The sequence below is a fragment of the Enterobacter sp. AN-K1 genome, assembly GCF_020971765.1.
Lineage (GTDB): Bacteria > Pseudomonadota > Gammaproteobacteria > Enterobacterales > Enterobacteriaceae > Enterobacter > Enterobacter hormaechei_C.
In genome coordinates this window covers 4197282-4210617 of record NZ_CP087390.1, presented here as the reverse complement: position 1 = coordinate 4210617, position 13336 = coordinate 4197282, and the positions used below count along the sequence as shown (strand labels likewise).

The window sequence follows — 13336 nt, the reverse complement described above, 5'->3', positions numbered from 1 at the left end:
ATAGCATTGAAAACGTTAAAATATTTTTCCACTCTTTTCGTTTTAGCGCTGGCGGTGATGGCCGGCTGGTGGCTCTGGAATTATTACATGCAGTCGCCCTGGACGCGTGACGGCAAGATCCGCGCGGAACAGGTCAGCATCACGCCACAGGTGTCCGGCAGTATCAGCGCGCTGCTGGTGAAGGACAACCAGTACGTTCATGCGGGCGATGTGTTATTTCGCATCGATGAGACCCCTTTCCACATTGCGGTGCTTAATGCCCAGGCGCAGCTCGCAAAAGCTCAATCAGATCTGGCAAAAGCCAATAACGAAGCCGAACGCCGCCGCCATCTGTCGAGAAATTACATCTCTGCGGAGGATCTCGATACCGCCAATATCAATGTAAAAGCCATGCAGGCCAGCCTGAAGGTTGCAGAGGCAACGCTGAAACAGGCCGAGTGGCAACTGACCCAGACCATGGTCAAAGCCCCGGTGGATGGATGGATCACGAGCCTGTCTACCCGTGTGGGTGATTACGCCACCACAGGCCAGCCGGTCTTCGCCCTGGTCGATAGCCACTCTTTCTATGTTGTAGGTTATTTTGAAGAGACCAAGCTGCGCCATATCCGCGAGGGAGCGCCTGCCCGGATCACGCTTTACAGCGGCGCAGAAACGTTACAGGGTCACGTTAGCAGCATAGGTCGGGCAATATACGATCAGAGCGTGGAAACCGATTCTGGCCTGGTGCCTGACATCAAACCCAACGTCCCGTGGGTGCGCCTGGCTCAGCGGGTGCCTGTTCGCGTCGAGTTTGATCAACTGCCGAAAGACATTACCCTGGTCTCTGGCACAACCTGCACCGTCGCCATCGGATCGCGATGATGAACCTGGGGGCTTTCTCCTGGCGCAATACGCCGTGGATAAAAGCGACACGGCCGCAGTGGCGTTATGCGCTGCGCAACGGCATCGCCATGTGCCTTGCGCTTACGGTTGCCTATTATCTGAATCTGGATGAGCCTTACTGGGCGATGACCTCTGCGGCGGTCGTCAGCTTCCCTACCGTCGGGGGCGTTATCAGTAAAAGCCTCGGGCGCGTGGCGGGTAGCCTGCTGGGGGCAACCGCCGCACTGCTTCTTGCCGGCCATACCCTGAACGATCCCTGGCTCTTTCTGTTAAGCATGTCGGCATGGCTGGGGCTGTGTACCTGGGCCTGCGCCCATTTTACCAATAACGTTGCCTATGCGTTTCAACTGGCGGGTTACACCGCGGCCATTATCGCCTTTCCGGTCGTCAACGTGCTGGACACCACCGAGCTGTGGGATATCGCCCAGGCACGCGTGTGTGAAGTGATGGTCGGCATTCTGTGCGGGGGCGTCATGATGATGATCCTGCCCAGTACCTCAGATGGCACTACGCTTATCACCGCCCTTAAAACGATGCACGCACGTTTGCTGGAACATGCCAGCCTGCTCTGGCAGCCTGACAGCAGCGATGACATCCGCCTCGCGCACGAAAAGGTCATCGGCCAGATCCTGACCATGAACCTGTTGCGCATCCAGGCTTTCTGGAGCCACTACCGTTTTCGTCGCCAGAACACGCTTCTGAACTATTTACTGCACCAGCAATTGCGGATGACGAGCGCGATCTCGAGCCTTCGCCGGATGTTGCTGAACTGGCCTGCACCGCCAGCCCATACCCGGGAGATTATCGAGGCGCTGCTCGCCGCTCTTGCGCGTCCGGATGCCGATATCTATACCGTGGCCCGCATTATCGCGCCGCTCGCCCCAACGGATGAATATGACTACAGGCACCGTGCCTTCTGGCAGCGTCTGAACTATTTCTGCCGCCTGTATCTGCGCAGCAGCCGCTGGTTAAAAGCCGTCGAGAATGCCACGCCCGTCACCGAATTTTCCGTTCCCGGTAGTCCTGCTCTGGCGCGCCATACCGACGCAATGGAGGCGCTGTGGAGCGGTTTTCGTACGTTTTGCGCGTTAACGGCCGTGGGCGCATGGGCCATCACCACCCAATGGGATGCGGGCAGTGCGGCCCTGACGCTTGCTGCAATCAGCTGCGTGCTCTATTCCGTCGCCGCTTCCCCCTTTAATTCCCTGACGCTTCTGCTGCGTACGCTGGTACTGCTGTCGCTATTCAGCTTCGTGGTGAAATTTGGTTTGATGGTGCAGATAACCGACCTCTGGCAATTTCTGCTGTTTCTCTTCCCGCTATTAACCACCATGCAGTTGCTCAAACTGCAAATGCCTAAACTGGCCGGTCTGTGGGGTCAGTTGATTGTTTTTATGGGCTCATTTATCTCTGTAACGAATCCACCGGTTTACGATTACGCTGATTTTCTCAACGACAACCTGGCGAAGATCCTCGGCGTGGGGCTGGCGTGGCTGGCTTTCGCTGTGCTACGCCCGGGCTCGGACGCGCGTAAAAGCCGCAGGCATATTCGGGAGTTGCGCAGGGGTTTTGTCGATCAGCTGAGCCGCAGGCCGCATCTGCGCGAAAGCGAGTATGAATCGCTGGTTTACCATCATGTCAGCCAGCTGAACAACAGCCAGGATTCACTCTCCCGTCGCTGGCTGCTGCGCTGGGGCGTGGTGCTGTTAAACTGTTCGCACGTGGTGTGGCAGCTGCGCGCCTGGGAGACGCGTTCCGATCCGCTGTCGCAGGTCCGTGATAACTGTATTTCCATGCTCCGAGATGTGATGAGCGAGCGCGGGGTGCAGCAGCGCCCCCTGAGCGTCACGCTCGCCGAGCTTCAGCGTATTTGCGACGCGCTGGCGCACCATCATCAGCCTGCGGCCCGCGATCTGGCGTCCATTATCTGGCGGCTGCACTGCTCCCTGTCACAGCTTGAACAGGCGCCGCCACCCGGAACGATTGGCGATCAGATCACCCCGCAGGCATAGCGCGCCCCGCCGCCGCCAAGCGGTTTAGGCTGATCGGACATGTTATCGCCGCCCACGTGGACCATCAGCGCCTTGCCTTTGACCTCGTCAAGCTTTTTGAGTCGTGGCGCCACAACCGGATCGGTGGCTTTACCATCGTTATTTACCACCAGCACCGGCAGATCGCCGAGGTGCCCCATCCCTTCCGGGCCTTCATGCTTACCGGAGTTGTGCGGGTCGAGATGCCCCCCTGCGGCTTCCGCAGCTGTTGGTTTCCCCTCTTTCATTGCGGGTTGACAGCTGCCTTTGGCATGAACGTGAAAACCATGTTCGCCGGGTGGAAGAGCCTTGAGATCGGGAGCAAATTCCAGCCCTTTATCGGTTTCGGTGATTTTCACCGTCCCGATGGACTGGCCTACCCCCTGAGAAGTGACGAGATTCATTTCAACGTCCTCGCTGGCTGCCTGCGCACCTGCACAAACAACCAGCGTGACCATTGCCAGAGCAAAACGCTTCATAAGACCTCCACGGGTTATTTTTTGCACCTTAAGTCTATACCAGCGGCGCAGATTTCACCGGAAAGTCAGGTTCAGGCGTGCTCAGGGTACGTCGTAGCCCAGCGCCGCCTTGCGGATGCGGAACCACTGCTGACGCGTCATATCCAGCTCCTCAGCCACAAGCGCAGCGCGGACGCGCTCAATTTTGCCGGAGCCAATAATTGGCAGCGGTTTAGACGGCAGGCGCAGGATCCAGGCGTAAACCACCTGCTCGATACTCTCCGCATTCAGTTCGCGCGCCACCGTTTCAAGCTCGTTACGCAGCGGCTGGAATGCCTCATCGTTAAACAGGCGGCCGCCTCCCAGACAGGACCATGCCATTGGACGGATGCGCAGCTGTTGCATTTGGTCGAGCGTGCCATCCAGCAGCAGCGGCTGATGAACAGGCGAGATCTCCACCTGATTCGTCGCCAGCGTAAACGGCAGGCGAGACTGCAATAGCGCAAACTGTGCCGGGGTGAAGTTAGACACGCCAAAATGGCGCACTTTGCCGCTCTGGTGAAGCGTCAGGAAGGCTTCCGCGACCTCATCCGCATCCATCAACGGATCGGGTCGGTGGATCAGCAGCAGGTCGATACGATCGGTGGCCAGGTTAATCAGTGACTGCTCGGCGCTTTTAACGATATGCGCGCTGTCAGTGATGTAATGCCCAAGCGCATGCTCCGGTTTTGCTGTGGTGGCAATACCGCATTTGGTCACAATCTCCATACGTTCACGCAGCGCCGGCGCACGCTTCAGCGCTTCGCCAAAGGCAGCCTCGCACTGATAGCCGCCATAAATATCAGCGTGATCGACGGTGGTGATCCCGAGATCGAGATGCTCTTCTATAAAGTCCGCCAGCTGGACCGGAGACATATTCCAGTCCATAAGGCGCCAGTAGCCCATAACAAATCGGGAGAATTCCGGGCCCTGCGGGGCAAGGGTAATACGCTGAACCATAACATTTTCCTCAAGGAAGTCATGTCACCAGTATACGCAATTACCCTGCTAAAACAGTGAAGGTTGCTGAGGTTCTACGCTTTCAACCGCTTTGTTTGCACGAATTTTACGCAGCAGACGCTGTCGACAGAGCCGTAAGACCTCCTGCTTTTGCGCGTCGCTGAAATTTTGCCAGTTAAAACGTTCATCGCGCGTGCGCATGCAGCCACGACAGTATCCTCGTTCATCTACCTGGCAAATACCCCGGCACGGGCTCTGGACAGGGAAAAACTCCAGTTGCTCTGCCACACCTACCTCCAGAACGTCATTATTCCCTACAGTGAAGACCCTAAATGGCTTGCGTGCAAGGATGTCCGCCACAAACAGAGCATTAAGGTTTCGCTAATCTTCCCTTCTTATACTCGCCGCATTGAAATAACGAATGGTCTGGTCATCATGTGGTTCACTAAAAAGTTACACTGTAACGATATAAAATTTACTCTGGGCTGTGCACTTTTCTTCACCGTACTGAATGCACTGTTTATCCAGCGCAGCTGGTCAATCATTGCGCCTGCGCATCTGCACGATCTCCTGTTTGCTGCCAGCGTGCCGCTGGTGCTGTTCTGCGGCTGGGTGATTGTCTTCAGCCTGCTGAATATTCCCTTTATTCGCAAGCCGCTCATGATTGTCCTGACCCTGGGATGCGCCGCCGCAACCTGGTTTATGTATACCTATGGCACGGTTATCGATCAGAACATGATTGTGAACGTGTTCGAAACTAATTCCCAGGAAGCGACTGCCCTGGTGACGCCGCAGATGATCCTGTGGCTGGTCGTTGCGGGTCTGGTTCCATCGATTATTTTAGCCCTGACGCGCATTCGCACCGGAAAATGGTGGTATGCCCTCCTGACGCGTGTCGCCGCTATGCTGGGCGCGTTGCTGGTGATCATCCTGGTCGCGGCGGTGTTTTATAAAGACTATGCTTCGCTGTTCCGCAATAACAAAAGCATCGTCAAAATGGTCACCCCGGCGAATTACGTGAGCGCCGTGGTGAAATACAGCAAAATGCGCTGGTTTGCCGGCGACCAGACGCTGGTCCGCATTGGCGAGGATGCTCATAAAGGCGCGCTGATTTCCAGCCAACGCAAGAAAACCGTGCTGATTGTGGTGGTGGGCGAAGCCTCCCGCGCCGCAAACTACTCGTTAAATGGTTACCCGCGTGAAACCAACCCCGAGCTGAAAAAGCAGGATGTCATCAACTTCCCCCAGGCCTCCTCCTGTGGCACGGAAACCGCCGTTTCCGTCCCCTGCATGTTCTCCGGCATGACGCGGAAAAAATATGACGCGGACCTCGCCCATCACCAGGAAGGTCTGCTCGATGTACTTAACCATGCCGGTTTCAACCTGCTGTGGCGCGACAACGACGGCGGGTGTAAAGGCGCCTGCGACCGCGTGCTGCACACGGACATGACCCAGTGGAAACTGGATCAGTTCTGTAAGGACAAATCCTGTATCGACGACGTCAACCTCTACCGTCTGGACAACGTACTGGATGGAATAAAGCAGGATACGGTTCTGGTTATTCATCTGATGGGCAGCCACGGTCCGGCCTACTACAACCGTTATCCGGACAGCTTTCGCAAGTTCACCCCAACCTGCGATACCAATGAAATTCAGGATTGCGATCATCAGTCGCTGATCAATACCTATGACAACTCGATTTTGTATACCGACAGCGTGGTCAGCCGAACCATCGACGCGCTAAAAGCCCGGCAGGCCAACATGAACACGGCGCTCATTTACCTCTCCGATCACGGTGAATCGCTGGGTGAAAGCGGAATTTACCTGCACGGTACGCCGTATATGCTGGCCCCGGAGCAGCAAACGCATATTCCGTTTATGTTCTGGCTCTCCCCGGATTATGCGAAAAACTTCGGCGTAAACACGGATTGCCTGCGTGACCATGCCGCAAAAGAGGCGGTTTCACAGGACAATTTATTCGCCACCGTTCTGGGCATGATGGACGTGAAATCAGCGGTTTATCAACCGCAGCTGGATATTCTGTCGCAATGTCGTCGCTAAGCGGGCTTGCATTAGACCGAACGGTCTATTAGAGTAAGGGCATGAGCAGACACACTGAACACGATACACGAGAACATTTGCTGGCTACCGGCGAGCGCCTTTGCATGCATCGCGGGTTTACCGGTATGGGGCTGAGCGAATTGTTAAAAACCGCTGAAGTACCTAAGGGATCGTTTTATCACTATTTTCGATCCAAAGAGGCGTTTGGCGTTGCCATGCTGGAGCGGCACTACGCCAGCTACCATCAGCGCCTGGCAACCCACTTCGCCAGCAGTAAAGGTGACTACCGGGATCGTGTTCTGAACTACTATCAGGAAACGCTGACGCAGTTCTGTCAGCAGGGCATCATCAGCGGCTGCCTGACGGTAAAACTGTCTGCCGAAGTGTGCGATCTCTCCGAAGATATGCGCACCGCCATGGATAAAGGAGCCAGCGGCGTGATTGCCCTGCTGGCTCAGGCGCTGGAGAGCGGGCGCAATGAAAAAACGCTCTCCTTCTCCGGCGATCCGCTCACGCAGGCACAGGTGCTCTATTCCCTCTGGTTAGGCGCCAACCTGCAAGCAAAAATGTCTCGCAGCGCCGTGCCGCTCGAAAGCGCGCTGGCGCATGTGAAAAACTGTATTACCGCGCCTGGCGTGTAGCCGGCGTTTTTATTTACCCTTTTACTAGTCGACTGGTCTACTCAGGAGCCGTTATGTCCGCTGAAAAGCTGTTTACCCCACTGAAAGTGGGTGCCGTTACTGCCCCAAACCGCGTGTTTATGGCCCCACTTACCCGTCTGCGCAGCATCGAGCCGGGCGATATCCCAACGCCATTGATGGGTGAGTATTACCGTCAGCGCGCCAGCTCGGGCCTGATTATCTCCGAAGCCACGCAGATTTCTGCTCAGGCAAAAGGCTACGCCGGTGCACCGGGTCTGCACAGCCCGGAACAGATCGCCGCGTGGAAAAAAATCACCGCAGGCGTGCATGCTGAAGATGGCCGTATTGCGGTTCAGCTGTGGCACACCGGTCGTATCTCACACAGCAGCATCCAGCCTGGCGGTCAGGCGCCGGTTTCTGCCTCTGCCCTGAACGCCAATACCCGCACTTCCCTGCGCGATGAAAACGGTAATGCGATCCGCGTCGACACCACCACGCCACGCGCGCTGGAGCTGGACGAGCTCCCGGGTATTGTGAATGATTTCCGTCAGGCCGTCGCCAACGCCCGTGAAGCGGGCTTCGACCTGGTTGAGCTGCACTCTGCGCACGGTTACCTGCTGCATCAGTTCCTGTCCCCGTCTTCCAACCAGCGTACCGACCAGTACGGCGGCAGCGTTGAAAACCGCGCGCGTCTGGTGCTTGAAGTGGTTGATGCTGTTTGTAATGAGTGGAGCGCAGACCGCCTTGGTATTCGTGTCTCCCCGATCGGTACTTTCCAGAACGTCGACAACGGTCCGAACGAAGAAGCAGACGCGCTGTATCTGATTGAAGAGCTGGCGAAACGCGGTATCGCCTATCTGCACATGTCCGAGCCGGACTGGGCAGGCGGCAAGCCTTACAGTGAAGCCTTCCGTCAGAAAGTGCGCGAGCGCTTCCACGGCGTGATTATCGGGGCGGGTGCGTATACGGCAGAGAAAGCCGAGGATTTGATCGGTAAAGGCCTGATCGACGCCGTGGCCTTTGGCCGTGACTACATTGCTAACCCGGATCTGGTTGCCCGTTTGCAGAAAAAAGCCGAACTGAACCCGCAGCGTCCTGAAAGCTTCTATGGCGGCGGCGCGGAAGGTTATACCGACTACCCTTCACTGTAATCCCGCTTTGTACATTGATAGCGGCGACCTTTCGCCGCTATACTAAAACATCGTTTCTGTTCAAAAAGATAATCCATTCCACTGGTTAATGAGGAAATTATGCGCCTACTTCACACCATGCTGCGCGTTGGCGACCTGCAACGTTCCATCGATTTCTACACTAACGTTCTGGGCATGAAGCTGCTGCGCACCAGCGAAAATCCGGAATATAAATACTCTCTGGCGTTTGTCGGTTACGGCCCGGAATCTGATGAAGCGGTCATCGAGCTGACCTACAACTGGGGCGTGGACAGCTACGAGCTGGGTACAGCTTACGGCCACATCGCGCTGGAAGTGGATAACGCCGCCGAAGCCTGCGAACGTATCCGCAGCAATGGCGGTAACGTCACCCGTGAAGCCGGTCCGGTTAAAGGCGGTACCACCGTAATTGCGTTTGTGGAAGATCCGGACGGTTATAAAATCGAACTGATCGAAGCCAAAGACGCTGGTCGCGGCCTGGGCAATTGATCCCGCAGGGCGCACTATGCGCCCGTTGTTTTGCTGCATCCCCTCTCAAAATTTGCCATAATGCGCACTGCTTTTTCCCCCTTGTAAGAGACCCTGATGTCCGATAACGCTCAATTTACCGGTCTGTGCGACCGTTTTCGTGGTTTTTATCCCGTTGTCATTGATGTTGAAACAGCCGGATTTAACGCTAAAACCGATGCGCTGCTTGAGATTGCCGCCATCACGCTGAAGATGGATGAACAGGGCTGGCTTGTACCGGACACCACGCTGCATTTCCACGTTGAACCCTTTGAAGGGGCAAACTTACAGCCAGAGGCGCTGGCCTTTAACGGTATCGATCCGACAAACCCGCTGCGCGGGGCGGTAAGCGAATACGAGGCGCTGCACGCCATTTTCAAAATGGTGCGCAAAGGCATGAAAGAGAATGACTGTAGCCGCGCCATCATGGTGGCCCACAATGCCACCTTTGATCACAGCTTCACTATGGCTGCCGCCGAGCGTGCCTCGCTCAAGCGTAATCCATTCCATCCGTTTGTGACCTTCGACACCGCCGCGCTGAGCGGCCTGGCGCTGGGGCAAACCGTGCTCTCTAAAGCCTGCATCACGGCGGGTATTGCGTTTGACGGCACCCAGGCGCATTCCGCGTTATACGACACCGAGCGTACGGCGGAGCTGTTCTGTGAGATCGTCAACCGCTGGAAACGTCTCGGCGGCTGGCCGCTGCCGATGGGCGACGAGGCCGATCTTCAATCGTAGGTTGGGTAATCAACAGTCCCACAGGCAAAAAAAAGCGACCAACATAATGTGGTCGCTTTTTTATATCCGCAGAAAACTTACTCTGCGTCCGGCTCTTCGGTTTTATACTTCGCCGCAGTCTCTTTGATCAGCTGTTGCAGTTCGCCGCGCTGATACATTTCAATCAGGATGTCGCATCCGCCGACCAGTTCACCATCAACCCACAGCTGTGGGAAGGTCGGCCAGTTGGCGTATTTTGGCAGTTCAGCGCGAATGTCCGGGTTTTGCAGGATATCAACGTAAGCAAAACGCTCACCACAGGCGGACAGCGCCTGAACCGCTTGCGCGGAGAAGCCGCAGCTTGGCAGCTTCGGAGAACCTTTCATGTACAGGAGAATCGGGTTTTCAGCGATCTGGCGCTGAATTTTTTCAATAGTGGTGCTCATGTCTTGCTTCCTTTAACTTCTGTTACGGCATCAGTCTGACATTGTAGCGGGTCAGGCCGACATCGGAAAATAACATTTTTGTCACGTCTAATTATTTTATCGCTTATCGCATAAAGTTGCATTGCTAATGTCGTTTATCCCCAGACGGGGTGCGGTTTTGCTTAAGGAGCGAACAGGAGTGCGTCAGAATGGTGAATTTTTTTGCACTTGCTAACGAAACATAATTTTTGAATGAAAAATGCTATTAACTTCTTCTGAATTTATGGATTAGAATCGACAGGTTTTGTAAATCTCACGCGGGTATGCATTGTGGCCTGCATTTATCAGGGGACTGCCCAGTGGCGCGGATAACTAAAATCTCGATGACGCTCTGTGCTTTACTGTTTACCACACTCTCATTTACGCCAGCGGCGAACGCCTCTGAACAGGCGCGGCATTCTGCTGTACAAAAATCGCATCTGGCAAAAACCACAGAACGTAAGAAAAAAACCACCAGTAAAACAGTAAAGAAGAAAACCACCGCTCAGACCAAAAAGACCGCCTCCAGTAAACCCAAAACTCTCCGTTCCGGCACGCACAAAACCACCCGCACGACCGCCAGCCTGGTGAATGAAAAATGCACCGTGCGCAAGGGCCATAAAACGAAATGCGCAAAAGTGACGAAGCTGGCTGACGTGCATAAAGCGCGTATGCAGAAAGCGCAAAAAACGGCGATGAACAAACTGATGGGGCAAATAGGTAAACCGTATCGCTGGGGTGGCACCTCTCCGCGCACCGGTTTTGACTGTAGTGGGCTGGTTTATTATGCCTATAAAGATCTGGTGAAGTTTCGCATTCCACGCACCGCCAATGAGATGTACCATCTGCGCGACGCCGCGCCTGTAAACCGTGGCGAACTGCAAAATGGCGACCTGGTGTTCTTCCGCACCCAGGGACGCGGTACGGCCGATCACGTTGGGGTGTATGTGGGTAACGGTAAATTTATCCAGTCACCGCGCAGCGGTCAGGACATTCAGATCACCTCTCTCAGCGAAGATTATTGGGTGCGCCACTATGTGGGTGCGCGCCGCGTGATGACGCCAAAAACCATTCGCTAAACCCTGCCCTGCCGCCTCCATGGCAGGGTAAGTTCCTCTTTTGCATACCCTTTCAATTTGCTATTCTGTCCTTGTTGTCTGTAGGGTTATTGGCAACGTATAAAACTATAAGGAGAGAAGCAATGTCGTTCGAATTACCTGCACTACCGTATGCAAAAGACGCCCTGGCCCCGCACATTTCCGCGGAAACCCTGGAGTACCATTACGGCAAGCATCACCAGACCTATGTCACCAACCTGAACAATCTGATCAAGGGCACCGATTTTGAAGGCAAAACGCTGGAAGAGATCGTGCGCAGTTCAGACGGCGGCGTATTCAACAACGCCGCACAGGTGTGGAACCACACCTTCTACTGGCACTGCCTGGCCCCCAATGCAGGCGGAGAACCTACCGGTGAGCTGGCGGCAGCGATTAACGCCGCGTTCGGCAGTTTCGCGGATTTTAAAACGAAGTTTACTGACGCAGCCGTTAAAAACTTTGGCTCCGGCTGGACCTGGCTGGTAAAAGAGGCTGATGGCAAACTGGCTATCGTTTCCACTTCTAATGCGGGTACCCCTCTGACCACCAGCGCCACGCCGCTGATGACCGTGGACGTATGGGAACACGCCTATTACATTGATTACCGTAATGCGCGCCCGAACTACCTGGAACACTTCTGGGCACTGGTTAACTGGGAATTTGTTGCGAAGAACTTCGCCGCGTAAGAGACACGCAGAAGGGGCAGCCCTTCTGCGTTTTTGTTTATTCCGCCGTACACACCGCTTCAGGCTGTTTACGACCAGACATCATCACCAGCAGCAGGCCGAGTGCAGCAATGATCGCCCCCATCACCGGCACAAAGCTGTAACCCAAACCACCGGAGATCACCGCCCCGCCCGCTGCGGCCCCCAACGCATTGCCCAGGTTAAACGCACCGATATTCACCGACGAAGAGAGCCCCGGCGCTTCGTGCGCAACGCGCATTACACGCATCTGCAACGGTGGCACCACGGCAAAGGTTGTGGCGCCCCACACCACCATGGCAATCGCGGCACCCACTTCGTTACGCGCCAGCCACGGGATCGCCACCATGATGACAATCAGCAGCGTTAAAAAACCTTTCAGCGTCCCGCTGACGGAGCGGTCGGCAAATTTCCCGCCGAGATAGTTGCCAATCGAGAACCCGACACCAATCAGCACCAGCATCGCGGTAACAAAGAGTGGCGTTGCGTGGGTAATGTCGTGCAGCACCGGGGAGATATAGGTGTAGAGCGTAAACATCGCCCCCGCCCCCAGTACCGTGGTGAGCAGCGCGGACAACACCTGAGGACGCATCAGCACCGCCAGCTCTTTACGTACTTCCGGACGTTCTCCCGCACTTCCTTTCGGCAGTGAGAAGAACAGCGCAACCATCGCGACCACGCCCAGTCCGGCGGTTGCGAGGAAAGACATACGCCAGCCGATGGCTTCTCCCAGCCAGGTGGCAGCGGGAACGCCGCCGATATTAGCGATGGTGAGGCCCATGAACATAGTGGCTACCGCGCTGGCCTGCTTATGTTTTGGCACCACGCTGGCGGCAACAACCGAGCCCAGTCCGAAGAAGGCGCCATGGTTGAGGCTGGTCAGAATGCGCGAAAGCATCAGAGTGGTGTAATCGGGCGAAATCGCGGAAAGCACATTTCCGAGAGTGAAAATCGCCATCAGGAAAATCAGCGCATTGCGGCGAGCGCGGTGGGAAAGCAGCAGCGTCATCAGCGGCGCGCCCACCATCACGCCAATCGCGTAGGCGCTAATTAACATACCGGCCGCAGGAATTGAGACGTCCACACCCCGGGCGATAACAGGCAATAACCCCATAGGGGAGAATTCAGTGGTGCCAATCCCAAAGGCGCCAATCGCCAGGGCCAGCAGGGGAAAATTGATTTTCATGAAGAGACTCCGGATACCGTGCCATAACCCGGCACAGAACTAAGAAGTCAAAAGCATGACATCAATCACAAAAAATGAGAAGTTAACATTTTGGCAAAAGATTTTTGCCGGAGAGGTAACAATAGCGGCAAGAGAGGGAGAAGGTTCTCCCCCCTCCTGAATCAGTGCAGCGCAGCGGTTAAACCACCCGCAACAATCAGGGCAAGAACAACAATGGTGGTAAACAGCGAAAACTTCAGATCGGTACTCATCAATTTTTCTCCTTTTATTCACCCTACGAAAAGTGAGCTTGCTCATTTTTACACAGTTCAGGTCAAAAATCTTCCAGGATTTAAGCGGATATCCACTTTACCTCTTCCCCTTTTCATCAAGATAGGACAAAATTCCACGCTAAATTTATTAGCGTACCGGCCACTGACCC

General features: G+C 55.3%; 15 protein-coding genes. 9 read left to right on the top strand and 6 right to left on the bottom strand.

The window, feature by feature from the left end:
* Both LOC22_RS20025 and LOC22_RS20020 read left to right on the top strand, forming a co-directional pair.
* On the top strand, positions 1–861 hold the full coding sequence (locus LOC22_RS20025; RefSeq protein WP_026094311.1) for an HlyD family secretion protein: 861 nt from the start codon (positions 1–3) through the stop codon (positions 859–861).
* The gene (locus tag LOC22_RS20020; RefSeq protein WP_026080711.1) at positions 861–2894 is read left to right on the top strand and encodes an FUSC family protein; all 2034 of its coding nucleotides are present in this window, start codon (positions 861–863) and stop codon (positions 2892–2894) included. Before LOC22_RS20025 ends, LOC22_RS20020 begins: the two co-directional genes overlap by 1 nt.
* On the opposite strand, the gene sodC is transcribed toward LOC22_RS20020, so the two are convergent.
* From sodC to LOC22_RS20005, 3 genes are all read right to left on the bottom strand, one after another.
* Positions 2873–3391 (bottom strand): superoxide dismutase [Cu-Zn] SodC, encoded by a 519-nt coding sequence (gene sodC, locus LOC22_RS20015; RefSeq protein WP_023303563.1) that lies wholly within the window; start codon positions 3389–3391, stop codon positions 2873–2875. The two genes, LOC22_RS20020 and sodC, sit on opposite strands and share 22 nt — an antisense overlap.
* Positions 3392–3472: 81 nt before the next feature.
* A complete protein-coding gene (locus LOC22_RS20010; RefSeq protein ID WP_045142537.1) occupies positions 3473–4369 on the bottom strand; it encodes an aldo/keto reductase in 897 nt (298 codons plus the stop codon).
* 48 nt (positions 4370–4417) lie between these two features.
* Complete coding sequence (locus LOC22_RS20005; RefSeq protein WP_032619785.1) at positions 4418–4657, bottom strand: DUF1289 domain-containing protein; 240 nt, start codon at positions 4655–4657, stop codon at positions 4418–4420.
* 147 nt (positions 4658–4804) lie between these two features.
* On the opposite strand from LOC22_RS20005, the gene eptA reads away from it, so the two are divergent.
* From eptA to rnt, 5 genes are all read left to right on the top strand, one after another.
* A complete protein-coding gene (eptA, locus tag LOC22_RS20000) occupies positions 4805–6430 on the top strand; it encodes a phosphoethanolamine transferase EptA (protein WP_230239155.1) in 1626 nt (541 codons plus the stop codon).
* A 41-nt stretch (positions 6431–6471) separates the two neighbouring features.
* Positions 6472–7071, top strand: a complete 600-nt coding sequence (locus LOC22_RS19995; protein ID WP_047737601.1) for a TetR/AcrR family transcriptional regulator — start codon at positions 6472–6474, stop codon at positions 7069–7071.
* Positions 7072–7124: 53 nt separating this feature from the next.
* On the top strand, positions 7125–8222 hold the full coding sequence (locus tag LOC22_RS19990; protein WP_230239154.1) for an alkene reductase: 1098 nt from the start codon (positions 7125–7127) through the stop codon (positions 8220–8222).
* Positions 8223–8321: 99 nt separating this feature from the next.
* On the top strand, positions 8322–8729 hold the full coding sequence (gene gloA / locus LOC22_RS19985) for a lactoylglutathione lyase (RefSeq protein WP_003857623.1): 408 nt from the start codon (positions 8322–8324) through the stop codon (positions 8727–8729).
* A 96-nt stretch (positions 8730–8825) separates the two neighbouring features.
* Positions 8826–9485 carry a ribonuclease T gene (gene rnt, locus LOC22_RS19980; RefSeq protein ID WP_003857625.1) on the top strand — a complete coding sequence of 220 codons (660 nt, stop codon included), beginning with the start codon at positions 8826–8828 and terminating at the stop codon, positions 9483–9485.
* Positions 9486–9562: 77 nt separating this feature from the next.
* Here rnt and grxD read toward each other — a convergent pair whose 3' ends face one another.
* Positions 9563–9910, bottom strand: coding sequence for a monothiol glutaredoxin 4 (grxD, locus tag LOC22_RS19975; protein WP_003832760.1), 348 nt, complete (start codon positions 9908–9910; stop codon positions 9563–9565).
* A 338-nt stretch (positions 9911–10248) separates the two neighbouring features.
* On the opposite strand from grxD, the gene LOC22_RS19970 reads away from it, so the two are divergent.
* Both LOC22_RS19970 and sodB read left to right on the top strand, forming a co-directional pair.
* On the top strand, positions 10249–11007 hold the full coding sequence (locus LOC22_RS19970) for a C40 family peptidase (RefSeq protein WP_017384605.1): 759 nt from the start codon (positions 10249–10251) through the stop codon (positions 11005–11007).
* A gap of 122 nt (positions 11008–11129) precedes the next feature.
* A complete protein-coding gene (gene sodB, locus LOC22_RS19965; RefSeq protein WP_023296387.1) occupies positions 11130–11711 on the top strand; it encodes a superoxide dismutase [Fe] in 582 nt (193 codons plus the stop codon).
* A 37-nt stretch (positions 11712–11748) separates the two neighbouring features.
* On the opposite strand, the gene LOC22_RS19960 is transcribed toward sodB, so the two are convergent.
* On the bottom strand, positions 11749–12915 hold the full coding sequence (locus LOC22_RS19960; protein ID WP_230239153.1) for an MFS transporter: 1167 nt from the start codon (positions 12913–12915) through the stop codon (positions 11749–11751).
* A gap of 161 nt (positions 12916–13076) precedes the next feature.
* Positions 13077–13166 carry a YnhF family membrane protein gene (locus LOC22_RS19955; RefSeq protein WP_003857632.1) on the bottom strand — a complete coding sequence of 30 codons (90 nt, stop codon included), beginning with the start codon at positions 13164–13166 and terminating at the stop codon, positions 13077–13079.
* Positions 13167–13336: the final 170 nt, after the last annotated feature.

Bases quoted from the DNA above. Each gene is read 5' to 3' on its own strand.
- LOC22_RS20020 (WP_026080711.1), top strand. From the start codon at position 861: ATGAACCTGGGGGCTTTCTCCTGGCGCAATACGCCGTGGATAAAAGCG.
- sodC (WP_023303563.1), bottom strand. From the start codon at position 3,391: ATGAAGCGTTTTGCTCTGGCAATGGTCACGCTGGTTGTTTGTGCAGGT.
- LOC22_RS20010 (WP_045142537.1), bottom strand. From the start codon at position 4,369: ATGGTTCAGCGTATTACCCTTGCCCCGCAGGGCCCGGAATTCTCCCGA.
- eptA (WP_230239155.1), top strand. From the start codon at position 4,805: ATGTGGTTCACTAAAAAGTTACACTGTAACGATATAAAATTTACTCTG.
- LOC22_RS19995 (WP_047737601.1), top strand. From the start codon at position 6,472: ATGAGCAGACACACTGAACACGATACACGAGAACATTTGCTGGCTACC.
- LOC22_RS19990 (WP_230239154.1), top strand. From the start codon at position 7,125: ATGTCCGCTGAAAAGCTGTTTACCCCACTGAAAGTGGGTGCCGTTACT.
- gloA (WP_003857623.1), top strand. From the start codon at position 8,322: ATGCGCCTACTTCACACCATGCTGCGCGTTGGCGACCTGCAACGTTCC.
- rnt (WP_003857625.1), top strand. From the start codon at position 8,826: ATGTCCGATAACGCTCAATTTACCGGTCTGTGCGACCGTTTTCGTGGT.
- grxD (WP_003832760.1), bottom strand. From the start codon at position 9,910: ATGAGCACCACTATTGAAAAAATTCAGCGCCAGATCGCTGAAAACCCG.
- sodB (WP_023296387.1), top strand. From the start codon at position 11,130: ATGTCGTTCGAATTACCTGCACTACCGTATGCAAAAGACGCCCTGGCC.
- LOC22_RS19960 (WP_230239153.1), bottom strand. From the start codon at position 12,915: ATGAAAATCAATTTTCCCCTGCTGGCCCTGGCGATTGGCGCCTTTGGG.
- LOC22_RS19955 (WP_003857632.1), bottom strand. From the start codon at position 13,166: ATGAGTACCGATCTGAAGTTTTCGCTGTTTACCACCATTGTTGTTCTT.